The sequence below is a fragment of the Collimonas sp. PA-H2 genome (assembly GCF_002564105.1).
Taxonomy (GTDB): Bacteria; Pseudomonadota; Gammaproteobacteria; order Burkholderiales; family Burkholderiaceae_D; genus Collimonas.
Genome location: NZ_PDBX01000001.1, coordinates 5,463,743 through 5,487,759 on the forward strand (window position 1 = coordinate 5,463,743; position 24,017 = coordinate 5,487,759).

General features: G+C 60.4%; 18 protein-coding genes and 1 tRNA gene. 4 read left to right on the forward strand and 15 right to left on the reverse strand.

The window, feature by feature from the left end; all coding sequences use genetic code 11:
* The first annotated feature begins 141 nt into the window (after positions 1 to 141).
* Both BCF11_RS25095 and BCF11_RS25100 read left to right on the forward strand, forming a co-directional pair.
* Entirely contained in the window at positions 142 to 4,182 is a 4,041-nt protein-coding gene (locus tag BCF11_RS25095) for a Pls/PosA family non-ribosomal peptide synthetase (protein ID WP_098497166.1), read from the forward strand.
* Positions 4,183 to 4,206: 24 nt separating this feature from the next.
* Positions 4,207 to 4,755: a GNAT family N-acetyltransferase gene (locus BCF11_RS25100; protein ID WP_098497167.1), complete on the forward strand. Its 549-nt coding sequence runs from the start codon at positions 4,207 to 4,209 to the stop codon at positions 4,753 to 4,755.
* On the opposite strand, the gene BCF11_RS25105 is transcribed toward BCF11_RS25100, so the two are convergent.
* The 9 genes from BCF11_RS25105 to BCF11_RS25145 all read right to left on the reverse strand — a co-directional run bounded on the left by BCF11_RS25105 (position 4,725) and on the right by BCF11_RS25145 (position 15,490).
* Positions 4,725 to 6,293 carry a BCCT family transporter gene (locus BCF11_RS25105; protein WP_098497168.1) on the reverse strand — a complete coding sequence of 523 codons (1,569 nt, stop codon included), beginning with the start codon at positions 6,291 to 6,293 and terminating at the stop codon, positions 4,725 to 4,727. The two genes, BCF11_RS25100 and BCF11_RS25105, sit on opposite strands and share 31 nt — an antisense overlap.
* A gap of 176 nt (positions 6,294 to 6,469) precedes the next feature.
* Positions 6,470 to 6,554 (reverse strand) — tRNA-Leu (locus tag BCF11_RS25110).
* 168 nt (positions 6,555 to 6,722) lie between these two features.
* Positions 6,723 to 7,517: a 5-deoxy-glucuronate isomerase gene (gene iolB / locus BCF11_RS25115; RefSeq protein WP_098497169.1), complete on the reverse strand. Its 795-nt coding sequence runs from the start codon at positions 7,515 to 7,517 to the stop codon at positions 6,723 to 6,725.
* On the reverse strand, positions 7,514 to 8,440 hold the full coding sequence (gene iolE / locus BCF11_RS25120) for a myo-inosose-2 dehydratase (protein WP_098497170.1): 927 nt from the start codon (positions 8,438 to 8,440) through the stop codon (positions 7,514 to 7,516). The genes iolB and iolE overlap by 4 nt, the downstream gene beginning before the upstream one ends.
* 33 nt (positions 8,441 to 8,473) lie before the next feature.
* Positions 8,474 to 10,345 carry a 3D-(3,5/4)-trihydroxycyclohexane-1,2-dione acylhydrolase (decyclizing) gene (gene iolD / locus BCF11_RS25125; RefSeq protein WP_098497171.1) on the reverse strand — a complete coding sequence of 624 codons (1,872 nt, stop codon included), beginning with the start codon at positions 10,343 to 10,345 and terminating at the stop codon, positions 8,474 to 8,476.
* Positions 10,342 to 12,309 (reverse strand): 5-dehydro-2-deoxygluconokinase, encoded by a 1,968-nt coding sequence (iolC, locus tag BCF11_RS25130; RefSeq protein WP_098497172.1) that lies wholly within the window; start codon positions 12,307 to 12,309, stop codon positions 10,342 to 10,344. The genes iolD and iolC overlap by 4 nt, the downstream gene beginning before the upstream one ends.
* 11 nt (positions 12,310 to 12,320) lie before the next feature.
* A complete protein-coding gene (locus tag BCF11_RS25135) occupies positions 12,321 to 13,103 on the reverse strand; it encodes an ATP-binding cassette domain-containing protein (RefSeq protein ID WP_098497173.1) in 783 nt (260 codons plus the stop codon).
* A 2-nt stretch (positions 13,104 to 13,105) separates the two neighbouring features.
* Positions 13,106 to 14,236 carry an ABC transporter permease gene (locus tag BCF11_RS25140; protein WP_098497689.1) on the reverse strand — a complete coding sequence of 377 codons (1,131 nt, stop codon included), beginning with the start codon at positions 14,234 to 14,236 and terminating at the stop codon, positions 13,106 to 13,108.
* A 210-nt stretch (positions 14,237 to 14,446) separates the two neighbouring features.
* On the reverse strand, positions 14,447 to 15,490 hold the full coding sequence (locus BCF11_RS25145; RefSeq protein WP_098497174.1) for a sugar ABC transporter substrate-binding protein: 1,044 nt from the start codon (positions 15,488 to 15,490) through the stop codon (positions 14,447 to 14,449).
* 207 nt (positions 15,491 to 15,697) lie between these two features.
* On the opposite strand from BCF11_RS25145, the gene BCF11_RS25150 reads away from it, so the two are divergent.
* Positions 15,698 to 16,564, forward strand: a complete 867-nt coding sequence (locus tag BCF11_RS25150) for a MurR/RpiR family transcriptional regulator (protein WP_098497175.1) — start codon at positions 15,698 to 15,700, stop codon at positions 16,562 to 16,564.
* Positions 16,565 to 16,635: 71 nt separating this feature from the next.
* The gene (locus BCF11_RS25155) at positions 16,636 to 16,974 is read left to right on the forward strand and encodes a hypothetical protein (protein WP_098497176.1); all 339 of its coding nucleotides are present in this window, start codon (positions 16,636 to 16,638) and stop codon (positions 16,972 to 16,974) included.
* Between the two features lie 89 nt (positions 16,975 to 17,063).
* Here BCF11_RS25155 and BCF11_RS25160 read toward each other — a convergent pair whose 3' ends face one another.
* The 6 genes from BCF11_RS25160 to BCF11_RS25185 all read right to left on the reverse strand — a co-directional run bounded on the left by BCF11_RS25160 (position 17,064) and on the right by BCF11_RS25185 (position 23,877).
* The gene (locus BCF11_RS25160) at positions 17,064 to 18,101 is read right to left on the reverse strand and encodes a Gfo/Idh/MocA family oxidoreductase (RefSeq protein ID WP_098497177.1); all 1,038 of its coding nucleotides are present in this window, start codon (positions 18,099 to 18,101) and stop codon (positions 17,064 to 17,066) included.
* The gene (gene iolG, locus BCF11_RS25165) at positions 18,098 to 19,090 is read right to left on the reverse strand and encodes an inositol 2-dehydrogenase (RefSeq protein WP_098497178.1); all 993 of its coding nucleotides are present in this window, start codon (positions 19,088 to 19,090) and stop codon (positions 18,098 to 18,100) included. The genes BCF11_RS25160 and iolG overlap by 4 nt, the downstream gene beginning before the upstream one ends.
* Before the next feature lie 204 nt (positions 19,091 to 19,294).
* Complete coding sequence (locus BCF11_RS25170; RefSeq protein WP_098497179.1) at positions 19,295 to 20,584, reverse strand: MFS transporter; 1,290 nt, start codon at positions 20,582 to 20,584, stop codon at positions 19,295 to 19,297.
* 283 nt (positions 20,585 to 20,867) lie between these two features.
* Positions 20,868 to 21,404, reverse strand: a complete 537-nt coding sequence (locus BCF11_RS25175; RefSeq protein ID WP_098497180.1) for a phosphoribosyltransferase — start codon at positions 21,402 to 21,404, stop codon at positions 20,868 to 20,870.
* Positions 21,405 to 21,411: 7 nt separating this feature from the next.
* Positions 21,412 to 22,725, reverse strand: coding sequence for an adenylosuccinate synthase (locus BCF11_RS25180; protein WP_098497181.1), 1,314 nt, complete (start codon positions 22,723 to 22,725; stop codon positions 21,412 to 21,414).
* A 3-nt stretch (positions 22,726 to 22,728) separates the two neighbouring features.
* Positions 22,729 to 23,877, reverse strand: coding sequence for an ATP phosphoribosyltransferase regulatory subunit (locus BCF11_RS25185; protein WP_098497182.1), 1,149 nt, complete (start codon positions 23,875 to 23,877; stop codon positions 22,729 to 22,731).
* Positions 23,878 to 24,017: the final 140 nt, after the last annotated feature.

Consider the following 24,017-nt stretch of genomic DNA (forward strand, 5'->3'; position numbering starts at 1 on the left):
TGTTCAACTGTAAACACGGTAAAACGTCGCTAAAATAAAACGGCTCGCAACAACCTTTTCACTTCCCTAAAATTGTCTGAACGTTACCTATATGCTCCGTGCTAAGATCGACGGTTTGCCATCTTTCACCCAGATTCCTCCATGACCCAGTCTTTGCTCGTCGATAGTGTGGCCGCCAGCAGTTTTTCTACTCATCCCGACATTCTGCACGGAGCCGCACAAGCCGAACTGATACGCAATGAAGTACTGGCCGATTTGCTGGAAGCTACAGCTGCGCGCCTGCCGCGTCAGGCCGCCCTGATATTCGGCGAGCACCAGCTGTCTTATCAAGAACTTAACCAGCGCGCCGACCAGGTCGCTTCCGGCCTGGTCAGCGCCGGGGTGGTTCCCGGCCAGATCGTCGGACTCTGGCTGCCGCGCGGCATCGATCTGCTGGTCATGCAGGCCGGCATCGCCAAGGCTGGCGCCGCCTGGCTGCCGCTGGACGCCGATACGCCGGTCGAACGCATCGCCGTTTGCCTGGAAGACGCCAATTCGCCGGGCATCGTCAGCTGCGCGCAATTCGCGCCGCGCCTGGTCAATCTTGCATGCAAGGTATGGACCGCGGAGCAGCTGCTGGCGCCATCCGCCACGCCGCTGCTGCGCCGCCAGGGAGTTCAGCGCAGCGATCCGGCCTATGTGATCTATACCTCGGGCTCGACCGGCAAGCCGAAGGGCATTGCCATCACCCAGGGCGCCATCTGTCATTTCCTGCGCAGCGAGAATTCGGTGCTGGGCGTAAGCGAGCGCGATCGCGTCTACCAGGGATTTTCAGTCGCCTTCGACATGTCGTTCGAAGAAATCTGGATCAGCTATCTGGTGGGCGCAACGCTGTGGATCGCGCCGAAGGAAATCGCCTCCGATCCGGAAGCCTTGCCGCTGGCGCTGGCCGCCAACGGCGTCACCGTACTGCATGCGGTGCCGACACTGCTAGCCTTGTTCAACCAGGATGTGCCGAGCTTGCGCATCATCAACCTGGGCGGCGAAATGTGCCCGGAATCGCTGGTCAGCCGCTGGGCCAAACCGGAAGCCGGCCGCCATATATTCAACACCTACGGCCCGACCGAAGCCACGGTATCGGCCAGCCTGGCGGAATTGCGCGCCGGCGAGCCCGTCACCATCGGCCGGCCTTTGCCCAACTACGGCCTGCTGGTGATCAACCCGGCCGTCGAGCACGGCTTGACCTTGCTGCCGCGCGGCGAAGTCGGCGAGTTGTGCATTACCGGCCCCGGCGTCGCCGAAGGCTATCTCGGTCGCCCGGAACTGAGCGCCGAAAAATTCCTGGCCAATCCATGGTCCGCCAGCGAGCATGACCGCCGCCTGTACCGTACCGGCGACCTGGCGCGGATCGAAGCCGACGGCCGCGTCCAATGCCTGGGGCGCACCGACGATCAGGTCAAGATCCGTGGCTTCCGCGTCGAACTGGGTGAAATCGAGGAAGTGCTGGCGCGCCAGCCCGGCGTCGGCACCGTCGCCGTGGTGCTGCGCCAGGAAGACGACATCGACCAGCTGATCGCATTCATCGTGCCGGAAAGCGGCGCTGACGTGGCGCCGGCAGCCTTGCGCGCTGCCCTCGGCGAACGCCTGCCGCCCTATATGGTGCCGGGCTTCTTTGAAGCGATGACGGAAATGCCGCGCCTGACCTCCGGCAAGATCGATCGCAAGGCGCTCAAGGCAAGGCCGCTGGCCGCCCCTCTGGCAGCGGGCGGCGACGCCGATGTTCCCGAAACGCCGGCCGAAATCGCCCTGTTCGCGGCATTGAACAAACTATTCCCCGGCCAGCCTATCCTGCACGCCGCCGATTTTTTCAACGATCTTGGCGGCCACTCGCTGTTCGCGGCCAAGCTCGCCTCCGCCCTGCGCGCCGATCCGGCCTTCGCCCATGTGACGGTGCGCGACATCTACATGAACCGCACCATCGGCCGCATCGCCCAGGTACTGGCGGAGCCGCCGCTGGCCGGCATCGGCGTCGACACCAGCTGGACCGCACCCTCCGATTTCAAGCGCTGGATATGCGGCGCGGCGCAAGCCGCCGCCATGCCCTGGCTGGTGGCGATGCGCATGATGCAATGGCTGGCGCCATTCTTTACCTACCACTTCTTCACCGGCGATCCGGGCGATTCGATCGCGCGTGCGATTGCGGTGTCGGTGCTGGTGTTCCTGCTGGCGACCTTGTTCGAATTCGGCATTGCGATCGCCGCCAAATGGCTGATCGCCGGCCGCCTGAAACCCGGCCGCTATCCGCTCTGGGGCATGACCTACTACCGCTGGTGGCTGGCGGACCGCCTGATCGAAGCCGCGCCGGCCTACCTGCTGAGCGGCTCGACGCTGTACAGCTGGTGGCTGCGCGCACTGGGCGCGAAGATCGGTTCGGAAGTAATCATCGGATCCATGACCTTGCGCGCGCACGACCTGCTGGTGATCGAAGACGGCGTCAGCGTCGGCAATGCCGTCAATTTTGAAAACGCCCGGGTCGAACATGGCGAGCTGCTGCTCGGCAGCATCACCCTGGAGCGGGAAAGCTGCGTCGGCTCGTATGTGGTGCTGGAAGGCGATACCCGGGTCGGCGCTTTCGGCCACCTGGAAGGCCAGACCGCCCTGAGCGAAGGCCAGTCGGTTCCCGCCAGGCGCATCTGGACCGGCTCGCCGGCGCGCGATGCCGGCGCCTTCGATCCGGACAGCAAACAGCCGCGGCCGCCGGTCACGCGCCTGCGTCAGATGGGTGAGTCAGCCTTCTTCCTGTTCGGCGCCCTGCTGATCACTACCCTATTTTTTATGCCGGTATTCCCCAGCTTCATCCTGATCGACTGGCTGGACGATACCGAGATGTTCCCCTGGCTGCAAAGCAACAATGTCGCCTTCCAGCTGGCCAAATACTTTGTGCTGGCTTTCCCGGCGACCGCCATCCTGATCGTCTGCACCGCCCTGCTCTCGGCCGGCATCCGCTGGAGCCTGCTGCCGCGCATGCGGGCCGGCAGTTGGCCGGTGCGCAGCAATGTGTATTGCAGTAAATGGCTGGTCAACCAGATCCAGGAATCCAGCCTGAGCGTATTGCATGGCGTGTATGCGACGGTGTATGCGCCGCTCTGGTACCGCCTGCTGGGCGCGAAAATCGGCCGCCATGCCGAAATCTCGACCGCGCTCGGCGTAGTGCCTGACATGCTGACTCTGGGCGACGATACTTTCATCGCCGACGCCGTCTTGCTGGGCGACGAACAGATCGACGGCGGCTGGATCACCATGAAGCCCACCGTGATCTCGCGCCGCAGCTTCGTCGGCAACGGCGCTTACGTGCCGGATGGCACCATCCTGCCTGAAAACGTCTTGATCGGCGTGCACTCGCGGGTGCCTGACAACAACCGCATGCAGCCGGGCGACACCTGGCTCGGCTCGCCGCCGATCAACCTGCCGGCGCGCGAGGAAACCAGCGGCTTCCCCGAGCACCTGACTTTCCGGCCGTCGCGCCGGCGGCGCTTGGGACGCGCGCTGGTCGAGGGCTTCCGCATTGTTTCGCCGCATGCAATCGTGATCGCGGTCGGCTATACCGTGGTGCTGAACCTGATGCCGCTGGCCGGCGCCGGCCAGTGGGGCGAAGTGATTTCATTGCTGACCAGCGCCGGGCTGCTGTACGGCATCGGCACGTTCATCTTCATCGCCGCCCTCAAATGGCTGCTGCTGGGACGTTACAAGAAACGCAGCGTGCCGATGTGGACGCCGTTCGTCTGGCTGTCGGAAGGCGTGACCAATCTGTATGAAGGGATTGCCATTCCAAATTTCATGAACTATCTGCGCGGCACGCCATGGCTGCCGCTGGCGTTCAACCTGCTGGGCTGCCGCATCGGCCGCGGTGTGTATATGAACACCACTGACATTACCGAGTTCGATTGCGTCAGCATCGGCGATTACAGCGAACTGAATGCCCAGGCTTGTCCGCAGACCCACCTGTTCGAAGACCGGGTCATGAAAGTCGACCACGTCACTATCGGCAGCCGCGTCTACATGGGACCGCGCAGCTTCGTGCTGTATGGCGCCACGGTGGGCGACAATGCCAAGCTGGGGGCGCTGACCCTGGTGATGAAGGGCGAATCGATTCCAGCCGGCTCCAACTGGCGCGGCTGCCCGGCGGCCCCGGCCCGCGCCTGAAACCTGCCGATAAGGATGACGAGCATGGAAATACGCTTGGCCCGTAGCGAGGATTACCCGGAAATAGTCAGGTTGCAACTGCAAAACACCCCGGACCGGCTCACCGAAACCGAGCGGCAGCAAGGCTTCGTGGTTTCCAGCATGGACGAGCAGCAGCTGGCCGCCATCAACCAGGCTCTCGGCATTGTCGTGGCGGTGGATGGCGAGCAACTGGCAGGTTTCGTCTGCATGGCGCCGAGCCAGACGCAACCGCGTCATCCAGTGGTGGAAGCCATGCTCGCCAGCTTCGGCCAGCAACAGTTCAACGGCCAGCCCTTACAGCAGCAGCGAGTGTTTGTATATGGCCCGGTATGCATCGGCAGGCAGTGGCGCGGCCAGGGTATTTTGCAAAAATTGTTGGCTGCCGTGAAAGACCATGTCCGCGGCCGCTACGAACTGGGCGCCGCATTCATCGACGAGCGCAATCCGCATTCTCTGGCAGCGCACGTCCAGGGCTTGAAAATGACCGCCCTGGCGCCCTTCAGCTGCCAGCAGCAACGCTATCAGCTGGTGGTATTTTCTACCGCAGCCTGATCTCGGGACGGCGCTTGCTCGCGCTCGCGCAGCAAGCGTTCCAGCAGGCGATCGCGGGCGTGACGACGGCGCTCCAGCGTATCGGCTTCATCGCCTAAAGCCCGGAACAGGCTCACGCACATCAGCAGCATGATGATCATGAACGGCAAGGCAATCACGATCGAGGTTGTCTGCAAGCCCTTCAACCCGCCCGCCATCAACAGCACCCCCGCAATCAAGGCAGTCAGCACGCCCCATACCAGCTTGATCCTGGCCGGCGGCGTCGGGCTGCCATGGCTGCTCATCATGCCGAGCACGAAGGTAGCCGAGTCGGCCGAGGTGATGAAAAACACCGACACCAGCACAATCGCGATCAGTGAAGTCAAGGTAGTCCATGGCAGATGATCGAGCAAGGCGAACAGGGCCAGCGAACTATCCTGCTTGACGACATCCACCAGCGGCAGATGCTCGAACATGATGCCGTGCAGCGCTGCGCCGCCGAAGGTGGCAAACCAGATGAAACTGATCAGCGACGGCACCAGCAGCACGCCGGTGACGAACTCGCGGATGGTGCGGCCGCGCGAAATGCGCGCAATGAAGGTGCCGACGAACGGCGCCCAGGTGACCCACCAGGCCCAGTAGAACAAGGTCCAGTCTGCAATCCAGGTGCCTTTGGAAAACGGCGTCATGCGCATGCTCATGCTGATCAGGTTGTCCAGGTAGTCGCCAAGCGTGGTGGTCAGCGAATCCATGATGAACAGGGTCGGCCCCAATATCAGGACGAACAGCATGAGCAGCAGCGCCAGCACCATGTTCAGGTTGCTGAGGATCTTGACGCCGCGGTCGAGGCCGCTCAGCGACGACGCCAGGTAGAGCACCGCCGCTACTGCAATCACCGACAGCTGCAGGCCGATGCCGTTGTCGAGGCCGAACACTTTATGCAAGCCACTGCTGATCTGCAGCGTGCCGAAACCAAGCGAGGTAGCGACGCCGATGGCGGTGGCGATGACCGCCAGGATATCGATGGCCTGGCCGAGCGGACCCTGGGCGTATTTGCCGATCAGCGGTTCGAAGGTGGTGCTCATCAGCATCGGGCGATTGCGGTTGAACTGGAAAAACGCCAGGGCCAGCGCCACCACGCAGTAGGCCGCCCACGGATGCAGGCCCCAATGGAAAAATGCATAGCGCAAGCCGATGCGGGCCGCCTCGGGACCGCCGGCCGGACCGCTGGGCGGCGTCGCGAAATGCGAAACCGGTTCCGCCACGCCCCAGAACACCAGCCCGATGCCCATGCCTGCGGCAAACAGCATGGCAAACCAGCTATGCCTGCTGAAATCAGGTTCGGCATCCTCTCCGCCCAGCCGGATCGCACCAAAACGGCCAAACGCCAGATACAGCGCAAACACCAGGAAGCTGAACATCGAAAGCAGATAGAACCAGCCGAAATTGACGATCGTGCTGCCCAGCGCCGATTGCATCACGGCGGCCAGGCCCAGCGGCGACAGCGCGCCCCACAGCACAAACAGAGAAAGCAGCGCGAGCGACGCGATAAAAACCATGGGCAGTCCCGAATTTGTTGTGGTTTTTACATATTACGACAAAGCTCTCCAGCACAGCTTCATAAAATGCGCCAAATTTGCATCGCGAATGAGGCACAAAAGCACGTCGGAAAACAAAAAAACCGCATAAACATGACTGTTTATGCGGTTTCTCTACACTTCTCACACCAGTTACCTGGTGCCCACGGAGGGACTCGAACCCCCACACCTTGCGGCACATGGACCTGAACCATGCGCGTCTACCAATTCCGCCACGTGGGCTTAACTGCGAAGCCCCGTAAGACTTGCTGCAATCGCGAAGACAGAATCATAAGACAACTGATAGCCTTGGTCAATCAAAGTTTGCAAAATTATTTGATCACAGCAACAAAATAATTGGGGTCAGAGTCGAATTAGCTCCTCCCCTTCCTCGCAATCCTTTCCCTTTCCTCATTTGGCCAGCATCCACTCATGCGCCGGATCGTTTTTGAAATGCCATTCGCGCTTGGGACCCGCCATCACGTTAAGGTAATAACTGTCGTAACCATGCGGCGCGACGACCGGATGGTAACCGCGCGGCACCATGACCACATCGTGGTTCTCGACCGCCATCGCTTCGTCCAGCGAGCGGTCGTCGGTATATACCCGCTGGAAGGCGAATCCTTGCGATGGATTAAGGCGATGGTAGTAAGTCTCTTCGAGGAAGCTTTCCTGCGGCAGGTTATCGGTATCGTGCTTGTGCGGCGGATAGCTGGAGGAATGCCCGGCCGGCGTCACCACCTCCACCACCAGCAGATGATCTGCTACTTCCGTTTGCGGCAGGATATCGCAGACATAGCGCGTGTTGCTGCCGCGCCCGCGTACCGAACGCCCAGTCATACCCGGCTCGATCAGGCGCGCATTCAGGTCGCTGTTTCCCGGCGCGCTGCAGACGGCGATTTCAGCATCCTTATGCGCGCTGACAGTCACCGCATGATGGTGCGGCACGTACACCGAATAAGGAGAAACCTGGTCGAACACGCTATCGCGTTCGCCGATCTCCTTCCAGACATGGTCGCCGGCCTGCACGCTGACTACGCCACGCAAAACCACGATGCATACCTCACGCTCAGCGGTATCGAAACGGATCCGCTCTTCCGGCGCCAGCCGGTAGGCAGCGAAGCCGACGAATTTCCAGTTCGCCGATTGCGGCGTGACGCTGACGATTTCCCGCCCTTGCGCTTGTCCCTTGACCAGCAATCTCATGCGGCCTCCTGCTGCCGTCCAGCGCCAGCTTCGATCTCGCGCACCAGTGCGGCCAGATGGCGATAGCCCATGTCGGCGTATTGATAGCTTGGCGCTACCGCTGGATCCTGCTCTGCCTCCACCACCAGCCAGCCTTGATAATCATGCTGATGCAGTATACGCAGCAGGCCGCGGAAATCGATGGCGCCATCGCCCGGCACCGTGAAGGCGCCGTTGATCACGGCTTGCAAAAAGCTCCAGTTACCGTTGCGCGCCATCTTCACTACTGCCGGCCGCACGTCCTTGCAATGTACATGCGACACGCGCTGTATATGTTTTTCCAGGACCGCCAGCGGGTCGCCGCCGGCAAAGGTGATGTGGCCGCTGTCGAACAACAAGCCAACCTCAGGACCGGTCAGCGCCATCAAACGGTCGACATCGGCAGGCGTCTCGACGTAGGCGCCCATGTGATGGTGGTAAGACAGGCGCACCCCATGCGACAAGGTAAAGCGCGCAAACGCCGTCAGCTTGTCGGCATATTGCTGCCACTCCAGCTCGCTCAGGAAGCGCGGGCGCTTGTACAGCGGATCCGGCCGCCCCTGGATGGCGTTGGCGACTTCGCCATACACCATCACCTTGGAACCGTTTTCCGCCAGCAGACGCAAATGCGGCCCGACCGCGGCGATTTCATCTTCCACGGTGCCGGTCGCCAGGCGGCCTGAATACCAGCCCGAGACGCAGTCCAGATTATATTTTCCCAGTACCGCCGCCAGCGCCGCCGGCTCCTTGGGAAACTTGTTGCCCAGCTCGAAGCCGCGATAGCCGATCTGCGCGCCTTCGGATAAAGCCGTTTCCAGCAGCGTCTCGCCGCCCAGCGACGGCAAATCGTCGTTCATCCAGGAAATCGGGTTGATGCCGATCTTTACGTTAAATGGTTTTGTCATCGTCTTCTTTCGCTGATCGCTACACTTTTACTGCTACACTTTTTGCCGCTGCCGGGCCTGCTCGTACTCCGCCCGTGCCGCCTGCACCTGCTGGCGTTGCGACACTTCCGGCACCGCCACTTCCCACCAGCAGCCGCCCTCTTCGGTGGTACGCGTGGGATCGGTATCGATGCACACCAGATAGGTGCGATCGGCGGCGCGCGCCCTTTGCATGGCGGCCTCCAGCTGGGCGATGGTCTTGACGTTTTCAGCCTGCGCCCCGAGCGAACGGGCGTGCGCGGCGAAATCGATGACCGGCGCACCGAGCGGGCCTTGCAGGCAATCTTCCAGCATATTGTTGAACGGCGCGCCGCCGCAGGCTTGCTGCAGGCGGTTGATGCAGCCGTAGCCGCGGTTGTCCAGCACCACGATGATCAGCTTGCGGTCCAGCATGACCGAAGTGGCTATTTCCGAATTCATCATCAGGTAGCTGCCGTCGCCCACCATCACGATCACATCGCGGTCCGGCTGCGCCAGCTTGACACCGAGGCCGCCGGCAATTTCATAACCCATGCAGGAATAGCCGTACTCGACGTGATAGCCGCCCGGCGTCGAGGTGCGCCACAGCTTGTGCAGCTCGGCCGGCAAGGTGCCGGCGGCGCACACCACGATGTCATGCACGGTGGAATCGATGCTGGAACGCTGCACTGCGCCGATCACCTCGCCATCGTAGGGCAGCGCAGGCGCGCTGACTTCGCGCTGGCTAGTGATCCAGTCGACCGTGCTGCGCCAGCTGTTGGCCTGTTCCAGCGCCAGCGCATGCCAGGCGGTGCTGGCGCGCCAGTCCTGCAAACCTTGCGACAAGGCCGCCAGACCCAGACGCGCATCCGACAGCATCGGCGTGCCTTGCCACTTGATGGCGTCCACCGCGTTGACGTTAATGCTGAGCAGCTTGGCCTGGCCGAACAGCGAGTGCGAGCCGGTGGTGAAATCCTGCAGCCGCGTGCCTATTGCAATCACCACATCGGCCTTGCCGGCCAGCAGATTGGCCGCGGGTGAGCCGGTAACGCCAAGCGCGCCCAGCTGCAAGGGATGACGCCAAGCCAGGGCGCCCTTGCCGGCCTGGGTTTCCGCCACCGGCACCGCATGTTTTTCCGCAAAGCTGCGCAAGGCTTCCGTTGCTTCGCCGTACAGCACGCCGCCGCCGGCGACGATCAGCGGCTGGCGGGCGTTCTTCAACAACGCCAGCGCGGCCTGCAGCTCGTCCGCCGCCGGCGCCTGGGCACGAAACTTGACGGTCTGCGGCGCAAAGAATTCCACCGGATAATCGTAAGCCATGGTCTGGACGTCCTGCGGCAAAGCCAATGTCACCGGTCCGCACTGGGCGGCATCGGTCAGCACCTGGATCGCGCGCGGTAATGCGCTCAACAACTGCTCCGGATAATAGATGCGGTCGAAATAACGCGACAGCGGCTTGAAGGCGTCGTTGGCGGAAATGCCGCCATCCTGGAAATTTTCAATCTGCTGCAGCACCGGATCCGGGCGCCGCGAGACAAAGATATCGCCCGGCAGCAGCAACACCGGCAAGCGGTTGACGTGCGCCAGCGCCGCCGCGGTCAGCAGGTTGGTGGCGCCCGGCCCGATCGAGCTGGTGACCGCCATCATGCGCCGCCGCATATGCGCCTTGGCGTAGGCGATGGCGGCATGCGCCATGGCCTGTTCGTTGTGCGCCCGATAGGTCGGCAATTGTTCACGATACTGATACAAGGCTTCGCCCAGGCCCGCCACATTGCCATGGCCGAAAATCGAGAAGACGCCACCGAACAGCGCTGCTTCGCCGTCGGCGCTGTCGACGCGCAAGGCGGCCAGGTAACGGACCAGCGCTTGCGCCATGGTAAGGCGGATGGTTTTACCGGAAGTACTCATGCGGCCCGCTCCTGTTCGCTGTTGTTGCTACTATCACTGCGGCTTTCGCGCCAGACGCCGATCAACCGCTCGAATGTGGTCCTCACCTGCTGAGTCAGGGTGGCGTCGTCGATCTGTCCCTGCAACCAGAGTTTAGACGGCTCATGGAAAATCGTCCGGCCGACCATGAAGCCGCGGCAAGTCTTGCTGTGCCGCGAAGCGCGGAAACCGCCAGCCAGCTCTTCAACCGGCGCCGCTAGTCCGAGCAGCACCACGCCGCGGCAATACGGATCGCGCTCCGCGATCAGGCGGTCGATCGCATCCCATTGCCCTTCCGACATCGATTCCAGTTTCCACCACTCCGGATAAATGCCCAGGTTATACAAGCGCTTGATGGCGCGCAGCACTGTGTCATCCGCTTTCGGCAAATCCTTGGGTGGGATAATTTCCAGCAACAGCTCATGGCCGCTGACCTGCACCGCGTTGTACAGTGCGCGGATTTGCGCTTCCTGTTCCAGGCGCTTTTCAACCACATCGTCCGGATGGAACTGCACCAGACATTTAACTACATGTTCCTTGGGCCAGCTCAGCAGATGCGAACCTATCGACCGGCCGTAATCGAATTCGAGCGGATTGGAAAGCGGCAGCTCGACCGCATGGCCGACCCACCAGCCGCGTCCGCTGGCGGCATTCAAGGCGTCCTGGCCATAGCGGTCGTCCGCCAATATGCCTATTTTCCCCTGCAAGCCCAGCGCTTGCTCGGTGGCTGCCACCGCTTGCACCAATAACTGCTTCAGCTGCGGCAGACGCGCTTCGCTGGCGCCAGATTCGCGCGCCAGCTCGAAGAATTGATTGCGATGATCGAAGGCGAATACGTTGACCTCGTTCCAGACCTTGCGCGGCACGGTCACCCGGTGTAAGCGCTGCAGATGCGCATCCTGGTCCGGCCGCTGCATGCGCTCGGCGTGTTCCAGGAAATAGGCCAGCTCGACCGGCGTCGGCATCGCCGGCGCACAGGCATGGCGCGACACCACCAGCGCACCGCAAGCGTTGGCATAGCGGCAGCAGCTTTCGTCATCTTCGTTATTCAGCCAGCCTTTCAAAAAGCCGGAAAGGAAAGCGTCGCCGGCGCCCAGCACGTTCAGCACTTCGACCTGCACGCCCTTGTAATTAAATGCCTGGTCTAGCGACGGCGGGATCGCGCCATGGATCACGGCGCAGCCGAGCGGCCCGCGCTTGACCACCAGCGTCGCCTGGCTGAGCGCACGCACCGCCAGCAGCGAGGCGACGATGTCCTGGCCGCCGCCGGCGATCATGAACTCTTCCTCGGTGCCGACCACCAGGTCGAATTTCGGCAAGATGCCTTGCAAATGCGCAGTGACGCCGCCGTTGGCGATAAAGCGGGTTTCGCCGTCGCCCTTTTGCGTCAGCCCCCACAGCACCGGGCGATAGTCGATATCCAACACGGTACGGACGTTGTGGCGGCGGGCGTACTCGAGCGCCAGGCTGGCGCTGCGGTGCACCTGCCCGGTGGAGAAATGGGTGCCGGTAATCAGCAGCGCCTTGCTGGAAGCGATAAATGCCTCGTCGATGTCTTCTTCCGCCAGCGCCATGTCGGCGCAGTTATCACGATAGAAAATCAAGGGGAAGGTGTCTTTGTCCTTCAGGCCCAGCATCACCAGCGCCGTCAGCCGTTCCGGATCGACCGTGACATGGCTGACATCGCAACCTTCCGCCGCCAGCGCCGCCGTCAGGAACTGGCCGTTGTGTTCATTGCCGACCCGCGCCAGCATCGCCGATTTCAAGCCCAGCCGGGCGCAGCCGAAGGCGATGTTGGCGGACGAGCCGCCCAGGTACTTGGCAAAACTGGTGACGTCAGCCAGCGGCGCGCCGATCTGCTGCGCATACAGGTCGACCGCCAGGCGGCCGATGCAGATGACGTCGAGCTTGCGGTCTGCGGCAAATTTGTTGTTGGTATGTTGCATGTGGTATTCCTTTAAACCTGGATGCCTTCTAACTGATTCATCAGCGTCTGCATTTCTGCGCCGCCGGCCATCATGTCCAGCACTTCGTCCTTGCTGACATTGTCCTTGGTGAAGGTCCCCATCGATTTGCCGCGATTCAGTAAGGTGAAAGAATCGCCGATCGGATAGGCGTGATGCACATTGTGGGTGATGAAAATCACCGAAATGCCGCGTTCGCGCGCCTTGTGGATCAGCTTTAGCACGTTGAAGGATTGCTTGACCCCGAGCGCCGCGGTCGGCTCATCGAGAATCAGCACACGGGCGCCGAAATGGATGGCGCGGGCGATCGCCAGGCATTGCTTTTCGCCGCCGGACATGGTGCCGATGGCGTGATGCGGGTCGCGCACCATGATGCCCATTTCCGCCAGCTTGGCGCGCGCCGTCTCCGCCGCGTAGCTGATATCCATGACGGTGATGCCGAACACTTTCTTGGTCGGCTCGCGGCCCATGAAGAAATTGCGCGCCACCGACAGCAGGGGCACCAGAGCCAGGTCCTGGTAGACCGTAGCGACGCCGACATCCAGCGCCTCCTTCGGCGAATTGAAGGAGACCGGCTGGCCGTCGACCAGATACTGGCCTTCGGACGGCTTGTGGACTCCGGCCAGGGTCTTGATCAGGGTCGATTTGCCGGCGCCGTTGTCGCCCAGCAGGCAATGCACCTCGCCTTTCCTGAGCCGCAAGGTGACATTCTGCAAAGCGATCACCGAGCCGAAATACTTGCTGACATTTTCCAGCGCCAGAATAGTGTCATCCATGATTACCTCGCTTCCGTCACGCGGCGACGGACATAATTATTGAACAGCACGGCCACCAGCAGCATGACGCCGAGGAAGACGCGGAACCAGTCGGAATTGAGATTGGTGTAGGTAATGCCGATCTGCACCACGCCGAAGATCAGCGCGCCGAAGCAGGCGCCGATCACCGAACCGTAGCCGCCGGTCAGCAAGGCGCCGCCGATGACTGCGGCGATGATGGCTTCGAATTCCTTTTGCAGGCCGCGGTCAGCCGCAGCGGAGCCGACATCGGCCACCTGCAGCACCGCAAACAGGCAGGCGCAGAAGGCGGTAAATACGAACAACGAGGTCTTGACGCGTTTGACCGGCACGCCGACGTTCTTGGCGGCATTGGCGTCGCCGCCGACAGCGAAGATCCAGTTGCCGAAGCGGGTGCGCGCCAGCACGAAGCTTGCCCCTAGCGCCAGCACCAGCCACCAGACGATCACCTTGGGAATGCCGCCGACCAGCGGCTGGCCGTTGGCGGCCGTGGCAATCCAGCCATGGCCGGCCATCCAGTGGAACAGGCCGCTGCCGAGGTTGCCGGTGAACAGCCAGCTGCCCAGCCAGTCCTGCGCTGCCAGGTCGCCGACGCCGCTGACGATGGTGCGGTTGGCGAACATGATCGACAGCGCCAGCGTCAGGCCGCGCAGAATGAACATGAAGGCCAGCGTCACGATGAAAGACGGCAGCCGGGTCTTGACCACCAGGTAACCATTCAGCCAGCCCAGCGCCATCGAACCGGCAAAGGCGAACATCACCGCCAGCCAGAACGGCCAGTGGAAATACACGGTAGGAATCGCCACCATCATGCCGGCGAAGCCGATCATCGAGCCGATCGACAGATCGAACTCGCCAGCGATCATCAGCACGCAGGCGCCGATCGAGATCAGGCCGAGGTAGGCCGCCACCTGCATCCAGTTGATCACGCCGTCGAGGTTGAACATGCCGGAATCGCCGGCGGCAAAACCGAAAACGATGAACACCAGGATGGCGCCGGCCAGCGAGGCAAATTCAGGCCGCCCCAGGAAGCGCTTCAAGGAACCTTCCTTGCGGACCCGCTCGTCTTGCGGGGCGATATTCTGCTGCGCTGGACCATGGCCTTCGCCATGCAGCTTGTCAGCGTGCGCACTGCTTGAATTCATGACTATATCTCCTGCTTGTTTTGGCCAGTAGTGAAACCTCAGACTGGCGGCTTTTGTGGGGTGTTGCGAGATTCTGCGGGCGCAGTTGCGCCCGGGGCCGGCCGCCCCAGGATTACTGCCTGGCCGCCCTGGGGCAGCCAGACAGGAAACGCGATAGATTGGCTTGGCTAGCGAGATTGATTAACGATATTGGCCTGCGTATTTCAATACTTTATCTAGATTGTCCTTGGTGATGTAGCCGGGGCCGGAACTGATGTGGCGCGGACCGTAGATCGGCGCCAGGCCATATTCAGCCAGGCGCGCCTGGAATTTCGGATTGGCTTTCAGCTTGGCCTGGATCGCAGCGACATCGGTGATCTTGTCTTGCGTCATGATGGCCAGCACCGCGACCGGGATATAGCCTTGCAGGTAGGGTTGCTGGTCGATGGCGAACTGCACCGAGCCATCCTTGATGCCCTTGGAGATTTCTTCGGAGAGGTCGAAGGTGGCGAACCACATCTTGCCTTTCAGACCCATTTTTTGCAGCGCGCGCAAGCTTGGCGAGGCGGAATCAGGTCCCAGCGCCAGCACCGCCTGGGTGCCAGGGTTGTTGCGCAGATAAGCGCTGACCTTGCTTTCGATGCCGGTCGGATCCTGGCCGGCATCCAGCGTGGCTTTCTTGTAGTCGACGCCGATGGCGTCGGCAAAGCCGCGGCAGCGTTCGAAGGAAGACGGGTTAGTCGCGTAGTGATTGACGCACAGGAAAGATTTAATGCCCGCCGCCTTGGCTTTTTCTCCGGCGCCATGGCCCGCATCGTATTCCGGCTGGCCGACATGCATGATGGCGCCCAGCTCTTCGCTCTGCTTCTGGGTGCCGGAATTGATGGTCACCAACGGGATTTTCTTGGCCGTGACGTTTTCCATGGCCTTTTTCAGCACGCTGAAATCGGCGATGCTGGCAACCACGCCATCGTAATGGCGGGCGGCAGCCTGCTCGATCAGGCGCGACATGTCAGCCAGGTCGCCGTTAGGTGGATTGCGGTAGTCGACCGTAACGTTGAAATCCTCACCGGCCTGCTTGATGGCATTCTTGATGGTGTTCCACCAGGAATCGGAGTCCGGCGCATGGCTGATCAGGACAAATTTTTCATTCGCTGCATAACTGCTGCTCATCGCGCCAAAGCCCATCGCCAGCGCCGCCACCATCAGGACCTTGGACAGGCCCTTGCATCCTAGTCGTTGCATAGTTATCTCCATTGTTGTTTTATCTACGGTGAATCTAAGGTGATTCCGGCCGATCTCTGACGTCGGCAATAAACAATAGAACAAGCGGATTCAACATGCAACATTTTTTTCAATTAAATTTAATTTAGAATTTTATTTTCATGTTTTGGCTTCGCTACATGAAATAACTTTATAATTGCCACACAATACATATACAGAAAGTAAGCCATGGCAGACACCCCGACTGTCGACCAGTTGATGTTGCAGATCGCAGAACAATATGCGACGCTTTCGCGCCAGTTGAAGATCATCGCCACCTACGTAGAGCAGCATCGCAGCAGCCTGATGCTGGAACGGATCAGCGACATTGCCGAGCATTGCCAGGTGCAACCCTCTGCCATCGTACGCTTTGCCAAGCAGTTCGGCTTCAGCGGCTTCAGCGAGATGCAGGCGGTTTTCCGCGATGCCTACACGGCGCAGGCGATTCCATCGCAGAACTATCAGCAGCGCATACGCAAGCTGATCGACGCCAAGCCGACACCGCTCACCAGCGGCTCGATGGCGCGCGAATTCATCGCCGCCAGCCGCAGCGGACTGGACGAACTGCTGAACGGCATGGACGACACGCAGTTCGATGCTGCGGTAAAACTGCTGCAGAAGGCGGAAAACATCTATGTGATCGGGGTGCGGCGCTCGTTCCCGATCGCCAGCTACATCGTGTACGCCTTGCAGCACACTAACAAGCGCGTCCACCTGCTGTCCGGACTGGGCGGCATGATCCGCGAACAGATCCGCAGCATCGGCAAGAATGACGTGGTGATTGCTATCAGCTTTACGCCCTATGGCAAGGAAACCCAGGCTTGCGTGCGGCTGGCCCACCATCACCAGGCCAAGTCGCTGGTGATTACCGACAGCCAGCTGAGCCCGCTGGCCCGCCATGCTTCGGTATTGCTGACAGTCAAGGAAGGCAGCGCATTTGCTTTCCGCTCGCTAACCAACGCCATGTGCCTGTGCCAGGCCCTGTTTATTGCACTGGCTTATAGGCTCGAGCTTAATGTAGAGGAAACTGGCGCAATCGAAGGTTACGATGAGTAAATGACAAGATAATTACAGTACAATTTCCCATCTGCAGTCGCCGTAAGCCGGCAGCACGGATTGGGGAAAACATGGCGGAACTTAAGCATATCGAAAGCAAGAGCAGTACGCGACGGAACGAGAAATCCGGGCTTGCCTCGGGTGGACGCGGCGGCTATGATGATGCCATGGAAGCAAGAGTCAACAAACTTGAAGAATTTGCGATCGACACGCGCGAACGCCTTTCTCGCATAGAGACAAGGCTGGATGCCTGCGCCACCAAATCCGACCTGAAGAACCTTGAAGCGACAATGCACAAGGAATTCGCCTCCATGCATCAGGAGTTGCATGGACTGACCTGGAAACTGATTGGCGCGGCCAGCGTATTGGTGTCCATCGTCTACTTCATCGCCACGCAAGTAAAACCCTGATCCCGCCTGCCTCACTTTTTTTCAACTCCCCCGCCAGACAGCCGTCTTGCCTGGTCGGATACCGCTGCCAGCATTGCCGGCAGCGGCAATCACAACAGCACCGGCTGCTTTGACAGCAGTGATTCGCGCAAGGCAATGCCGATCCGGGTCGCCTCGGTGGCGTCGGCCAATGTCAGGCCGAGCTTGCGCTGCTGCCGTATCGTCTCCACGAAGCTGGTGATCTCGGTCAGGAACGCATCTTCAAAGCGCTCAAAGAAGCTGGGCAGGCATTCATTGCGGACGCCATGCGCATCGGCGATTTCCAGGCGGTTCCTGCGTGGATTGCTACCCACGGTCAAGCGCCCTGCCGTGCCGGTGATTTCGGTCATGGTGTCATGCCCGTGCGCCATGGTGCGCGACGCATAGAAGGTGGCCAGCTTGCCGTTGTCGAATTCGCAGATGGCGACGCCATTGTCGACATCCTGGAACTGTTGCAGATCGTGATGGATGGCGCGGGTGCCGCTGGCGTATACCCGGACCGGCTGCGGATTGCCGAGTAGCCAGCGCGCCAGGTCGATATCGTGCACGCTGCAGTCGAGGAATATGCCGCCGCTGGTCGCCGCGAACTTGACGAAGAAACCATCCGGATCATGCTGGTCGCAGGTTTGCGAATACACCATGAACGGCGAGCCGATGACTCCTTGCTGGATTTTCTTGTAAGCATCCTGATAGCTGGCGTCGAAGCGCCGCACAAAGCCGATCATGACCTGCAGCTGCGGATGCCGCGCCGCTTCAGCGCTGACGCGGCGGCAGTCCTCCAGGTCGAGCGACAGCGGCTTTTCACAAAATACATGCTTGCCGGCCTGCAGAGCCTGGATGATCTGCTGCGGATGCAGGGATGTCGGCGTTACCAGGAACACGGCATCCAGACCGTCATGCGCCAGCAACGCTGCATAGTCTTCATACAGGTGAGGCACTTGCAAGGTATCACGGGCCCATTCCAGCTCGCTTTGCAGCGGGCTGCAGGCCGCAACCAGGGTAGCGCCGGCGACGCGCGACATGAGGTTTTCGGCATGGCGGCGCCCTAGCCTGCCGAGGCCGACGATGCCGACCTTCAGTATTGGCGCATAGTGCGGTGATGGACTCATTTGCTCAGCTCGATGGTACGGTTTTCACGCCAGGACAGCGTCGCCGCCTCCGCCAGTTCCAGCGCCTTGACGCCGTCTTCGATGGTGGTGCGAACCGCAACCTTGTTGACCACAGCATCGAAGAAATGCGCAATCTCGCGGGCATAGGCTGCGCGATAGCGTTCCAGGAAGAAGTGCTCCGGCTTGTCCTGGCTCACGTGATGGCCGCTGGAGGCGATCACCTCGGTCGGCTTGTGATTGCCAGCCTGCAGCATGCCTTTGCTACCCAGCACTTCAAAGCGCTGATCGTAGCCATAGGCGGCGCGGCGGCTGGTGTTGATCTGGCACAAACGGCCACGGCGGCTGCGGATGGTGACGGCAGCGCAATCGATATCACCGGCTTCGGCGATCGCAGGATCGGTCAGGCAACTGCCGGTAGCGGAAATGCTGACCGCTTCGTCGTCCAGTATCCAGCGGAAAATATCGAAATCGTGGATCAGCATGTCCTTGAAAATGCCGCCCGAACTTTTGATATAGGAGACTGGCGGTGCGCCAGGATCGCGGCTAGTGACGATCAGCATTTCCGGATCGCCGATTTCGCCTGCTGCCAGACGCGTCTTCAGTGCATCGAAGGTAGGATCGAAACGGCGCTGGAAACCGATCATGCAAGTGACCTTCGCAGCGGCAACCGCGCTGGCGCAAGCCTTGGCCCGCTCCAGCGTCAGGTCGACCGGCTTCTCGCAAAAAATCGCCTTGCCGGCAGCGGCGGCGCGCAGGATCAGTTCTGCATGGGTGTCCGTGCTGGAGGCAATCAGCACCGCGCCGATGCTCGGATCCGCCAGCGCACTGTCGATGTCGCATATCTGCGCTCCGTGCTGCGCCGCCAGCTCCTGTGCCGCCTGTGCATTCACGTCGCTCACATATTTCAGCTTGGCGCCGGGCTGCAGCACCAGATTGCCAGCATGGATCTTGCCGATACGGCCGGCGCCGAATACCGCTACATTAATCATGTCTTATCTCCGTTTATGTAGATGCTGCTACTTTTCTCTTTCCTTATTGTAGACATGAATCGGATAATTTAGAAACATTTTTCCGTTTATTTTTTTAATCGAATATTTTTTGCATGACAGACAAGCAGCCTTGCCTGTCATGCATGAGCACCGGCCGAGCCGCTTGCCCGCGACGGATGGGCCAGACAGGCTTAATACGGCGGATTAGCGCAGGCGCAGCTTGTAACGCGCAGCCAGCGTCGCCAGCACGCTCAGCATGGCGCCGCCGATCACATAAAAAGTCACCGCCAGCTTGTTGTCGGTAACAGCTATCAGCCAGGTGATCGTCATGCCGGCGAAACCGCCGAAAATCATCACGGCAATGTTGTAGCTGAGAGACATGCCGGTGCCACGCGTCTGCACCGGGAAGATATCGGACAATAGCGCCGGCATCGAGGCAAAATACATGGTCATCAGCAAGCCGATGACGCCTTGCACCAGCAGCAGGTTGACAAAGCCTGGATTGAACGACAGCCAGGAAAACAGCGGATAGCTCAGCAAGACGAACAGGATGCTGCTGACCAGCATGAACGGCGTGCGGCCGTATTTATCGGACCACTGCCCCACCAGCGGCGAGAACAGCAGCATGATCAGGCCGGCCAGGATGGTGGCGCTGAACGCCGCGGTAGACGACATGCCCAGCTGCTTGACCGCATAAGTCGGCATGTAGACCACCAGGTAAACCGAGACTGTGGCCATGATGACGCTGCCGGCGCCGATCAGCAGGCGCAGCTTCTGCTCTGCCATGATGTCGCGTAGCGGCGTGCGCGTGGCGTCGGCCTGGGCAAACTCGGGCGACTCTTCCAGGTTGCGGCGGATGTAGTAGCCGGCCGGGCCGATCAGCAGGCCGAAAAAGAACGGCAAGCGCCAGCCCCAGGATTCCAGCTGCGCGGTCGACAACTGCGATGACAGGATAGCGCCGAACAAGGCCGCCAGCACTATGCTCATGCCCTGGCTGGCAACCTGCCAGCTGGAAAAAAATCCACGCCGGTGCGGTGCATGTTCTACCAGGAACGCGGTCGAACTGCCGAATTCGCCACCAGCGGAAAAGCCCTGCAGCAGGCGCGCCACGACGATGCCGGCCGGCGCCCACAAGCCAATTTGTGCGTAAGTCGGCATGATGGCGATCAGCAAGGTGCCGATCATCATCAGCAGGATGGAGAGCGTCAACGCAGCTTTGCGGCCGACCCGGTCGGAATAGGCGCCGATGACAACTGCGCCGAGTGGGCGCATGAAAAACGAGACGCCGAAAGTGGCAAAGGTAATCAGCAAGGAAACCGTCTGGTTCTCGGCCGGAAAAAACAGCTTGGCGATGGTGACCGCCATGGCGCTGTAGATCAGGACATCGAACCATTCCAGGGCATTGCCGATGGAGGATGAAATGACCGCACGCCAGGTTTGCGGATGCTGCTTGAATGATGTTTCGGTGTTGCCACTGCTCCCCGTGCCGTCCATAGATATATCCTTTTATATTGTTTGAGAAAAATTAACCCCGGCCATCACAGACAAATTCGAACTGCGATGTAAAACAACATCCGACGCCGTTTTACGGCGCTTCCATTTTTGACTTTCCAGGACAACCTTACCCTCGAACTCCCATCCGCAGCCATTTTTTATTACAGGGGTAAACGTAAAAAAGCCCCGTTGTATTATCAACGAGGCTATTTTGACTTACGCACGGCACGTAAAAATGCTGGTCGGATTAATGCGGAATAATCCATCCGTCATCTCAAATATCTTATCTGGAAATGCCTTTTCTACTCCAGGCTTCCAGCTGATGCGGACGCAGGCTGTCGTACTCTTCGAACGGCTGGTGTATCCACGGATTGGTCGGCAGGTAGTCGACGTAGTAATCCGGTTTCAGCGAAGAACATGCCTTCCACCAGATCACGGCCGATTTCACCTCGGTCACCGGCGCATAGTTTTCTTTCAGGTGATGCAATACCTTGTCTAGCGTGACGCCGGAATCAACCAGGTCGTCCACCACCAGCACGCGGCCCGCCAAGGCGCCGCGGCTCATGGTGATGTGCTTGCCGATATCCAGCTCGCTGCGCACCGTGCCGGCATCTTCGCGGTAGGAGCTGGTCGACAGAATCGCCAGCGGCACGTCGAAAATGCGCGAGAACACGTCCCCCGGACGCAGGCCGCCGCGCGCCAGGCACAGCACCTGGTCAAACTGCCAACCGGAGGCATGGACGTTCAGGACCAGTTTTTCAATGATGCGGTGATATTCATCCCACGACACCCACAGGTGCTTGTCATCAGATTTATTCATGTTGTTTTTATTTAAATGGGTGGCGCAAAACGATGGTTTCCTCACGGTCGGGACCGGTTGAAACCATATCGATAGGCACGCCTACCAATTCTTCGATACGTTTGATGTAGGCACGGGCCGTGGCCGGCAAGGCATCCATCGATTTGGCGCCGACCGTCGACTCGCTCCAGCCTGGCATTTCTTCGTAGATAGGCTGGCACAGCGCCGCTTCTTCAGCGCCGACCGGGAAAATATCCACGGTCTTGCCGTTGAGCGTGTAGCCGGTACACAGCTTCAGTGTCTCCAGGCCATCCAGCACATCCAGCTTGGTCAGGCACATGCCGGAAACGCCATTGATCTGCACCGAACGCTTCAGCAAGGCGGCATCGAACCAGCCGCAACGACGGGCGCGGCCGGTGACGGTGCCAAACTCGTGGCCGACGCTGGCCAGGTGCTTGCCGACGCCCTGGTCGGTCGGCAGTTCGGACGGGAACGGGCCGGAACCGACGCGCGTGGTGTAAGCCTTGGTGATGCCCAGGATGTAGTGCAGCATGTTCGGGCCGACGCCGCTGCCGGCAGCGGCATTGCCTGCCACGCAGTTGCTCGATGTGACGAACGGATAGGTGCCGTGGTCGACGTCCAGCAGGCTGCCTTGCGCGCCTTCGAACAGCAGGCTGGCGCCGTTGTTGTGGGCCGCGTACAGGTCGCTCGACACGTCAGCCACCATCGGCCGCAGGCGCTCTACCGTTGCCAGGGCGTCGTCCAGTGTCTTTTGATAGTCGACAGCCGGCGCCTTCAGGTAATTGGTGAGAACGAAATTATGGTATTCCAGATTGGCTTTCAGCTTTTCTGCAAAACGCTCTTCGTTGAGCAGGTCGGCCACGCGGATCGCGCGGCGTGCAACCTTGTCTTCATAGGCCGGGCCGATGCCCTTGCCGGTGGTGCCGATCTTGGCATCGCCGCGCGCCGCTTCGCGCGCCGCATCGAGTGCGGTGTGGTAAGGCAGGATGATCGGGCAGGCCTCGGAGATCTTCAGGCGCGACGCCACTTCGACGCCGGCGGCTTGCAGTTTGTCGATCTCGCGCAGCAGGTCAGGCACCGACAGCACCACGCCATTGCCGATGTAACAGGCGACGCCTGGGCGCATGATGCCGGACGGGATCAGCTGCAGTGCTGTCTTGTGACCGCCGATGACCAATGTATGGCCAGCGTTATGGCCGCCCTGAAAACGCACAACTGCTTGTGCGTGATCCGTCAGCCAGTCAACGATCTTGCCTTTTCCTTCGTCGCCCCATTGGGTGCCAATCACAACGACGTTTTTTGCGGTGCTTTTCTGTAACATCACTTAGTCCAAATTTTTGATAATCCAGTTTCCATTTTCGAGTACGACCGCGCGGTCGCAATCGAACTCGTCTTGATCGTTTTCATGGCCGGGCAGACTCTGGATCACAACTTCCCCAGCCTTGCGCAATTCAACGATCTTTTCTTTCAAACCTGCTTCAATTCCCCAAGGCGCATGGATCGCGCGTTTGCGGATTGCTACCGGAATCAGTCTTGCCAGCTCTCGCAAATCCATCGAGAAGCCGGTCGCCGGCCGCGAACGGCCGAATGCAGCGCCAACGTCGTAGCGACCGCCGCGCAGTATCGCGTTCGGCAAACCGGGTACATAGGCGGCGAAAATCAAACCACTTTCGTAATGATACCCGCGTAAATCGGCTAAATCGACGGTTACGCAATCTTTCCCGGCAGCTTCCGCCAGGGTTTCCAGTTCGTCAAGCGCTTTGGCGATGGCCGGCAAGGCAGGCAGCACCTGCCGCGCCTGCTGCAGCACGCTGGCGTCGCCGTATAAGCCAGGCAAAGCCAGCAAGGCGGCGCGGGTGGCAGGCTTGTAGTCGACGCTGATGGTGCGCAAACCGGGTAAATCCTTGGCTTCCAGCAACGCTACCAACGCGCTTTCATCCACCTTGGCTGCATGATCGCCGCCAATGATGGTGCGCAAGATGCCAACATGGCACAAATCCAGGCGCACCTGGGTAATCCCGGCCAGGGCCAGGGTCGCCAGCGCCAGTTCCTGGATCTCGGCATCGGCTTCGAGGCCGAGGTGGCCGTAAATTTCAGCGCCGATCTGCAAAGGCTCGCGGGTGGCATGCAAGCCGATCTGACGCGTATGCAGCACGCTGCCGACGTAACACAGGCGGGTCACCGACTCGCGGTTCAGCAAATGCGCGTCGATGCGCGCCACCTGGGTGGTCATGTCGGCGCGGATGCCGAGTGTGCGGCCGGACAGCTGGTCGACCAGCTTGAAGGTGCGCAGATCGGTATCCTGGCCGGCGCCGGCCAGCAGCGATTCCAGGTATTCCAGCATCGGCGGCATGACCAACTCGTAGCCGTACAGACGGAAGTTGTCCAGGATCAGGCGGCGCAGATCTTCTATCTTGCGCGCCTCGGACGGCAGGACGTCGGCGATATTTTCAGGGAGAAGCCAATTTGGCATAGGAAAAATGAATCTAAGGAAGGTTACTTTTCACTGGACAGCGGACATCCGCTTGCCAGCAAAACAACATCATTAACTTTAATGGGCCTGGATCTTTGCAAGAACCGTTGCTACGAATCACTGCAAGTATGCCGTCGCCG

Bases quoted from the DNA above. Each gene is read 5' to 3' on its own strand.
- BCF11_RS25155 (WP_098497176.1), top strand. From the start codon at position 16,636: ATGGCGGAACTTAAGCATATCGAAAGCAAGAGCAGTACGCGACGGAAC.
- iolB (WP_098497169.1), bottom strand. From the start codon at position 7,517: ATGAGATTGCTGGTCAAGGGACAAGCGCAAGGGCGGGAAATCGTCAGC.
- BCF11_RS25145 (WP_098497174.1), bottom strand. From the start codon at position 15,490: ATGCAACGACTAGGATGCAAGGGCCTGTCCAAGGTCCTGATGGTGGCG.
- BCF11_RS25175 (WP_098497180.1), bottom strand. From the start codon at position 21,404: ATGAATAAATCTGATGACAAGCACCTGTGGGTGTCGTGGGATGAATAT.
- BCF11_RS25170 (WP_098497179.1), bottom strand. From the start codon at position 20,584: ATGGACGGCACGGGGAGCAGTGGCAACACCGAAACATCATTCAAGCAG.
- iolC (WP_098497172.1), bottom strand. From the start codon at position 12,309: ATGCAACATACCAACAACAAATTTGCCGCAGACCGCAAGCTCGACGTC.
- BCF11_RS25150 (WP_098497175.1), top strand. From the start codon at position 15,698: ATGGCAGACACCCCGACTGTCGACCAGTTGATGTTGCAGATCGCAGAA.
- iolE (WP_098497170.1), bottom strand. From the start codon at position 8,440: ATGACAAAACCATTTAACGTAAAGATCGGCATCAACCCGATTTCCTGG.
- BCF11_RS25100 (WP_098497167.1), top strand. From the start codon at position 4,207: ATGGAAATACGCTTGGCCCGTAGCGAGGATTACCCGGAAATAGTCAGG.
- BCF11_RS25185 (WP_098497182.1), bottom strand. From the start codon at position 23,877: ATGCCAAATTGGCTTCTCCCTGAAAATATCGCCGACGTCCTGCCGTCC.
- BCF11_RS25180 (WP_098497181.1), bottom strand. From the start codon at position 22,725: ATGTTACAGAAAAGCACCGCAAAAAACGTCGTTGTGATTGGCACCCAA.
- BCF11_RS25105 (WP_098497168.1), bottom strand. From the start codon at position 6,293: ATGGTTTTTATCGCGTCGCTCGCGCTGCTTTCTCTGTTTGTGCTGTGG.
- iolD (WP_098497171.1), bottom strand. From the start codon at position 10,345: ATGAGTACTTCCGGTAAAACCATCCGCCTTACCATGGCGCAAGCGCTG.
- BCF11_RS25135 (WP_098497173.1), bottom strand. From the start codon at position 13,103: ATGGATGACACTATTCTGGCGCTGGAAAATGTCAGCAAGTATTTCGGC.
- iolG (WP_098497178.1), bottom strand. From the start codon at position 19,090: ATGATTAATGTAGCGGTATTCGGCGCCGGCCGTATCGGCAAGATCCAT.
- BCF11_RS25095 (WP_098497166.1), top strand. From the start codon at position 142: ATGACCCAGTCTTTGCTCGTCGATAGTGTGGCCGCCAGCAGTTTTTCT.
- BCF11_RS25160 (WP_098497177.1), bottom strand. From the start codon at position 18,101: ATGAGTCCATCACCGCACTATGCGCCAATACTGAAGGTCGGCATCGTC.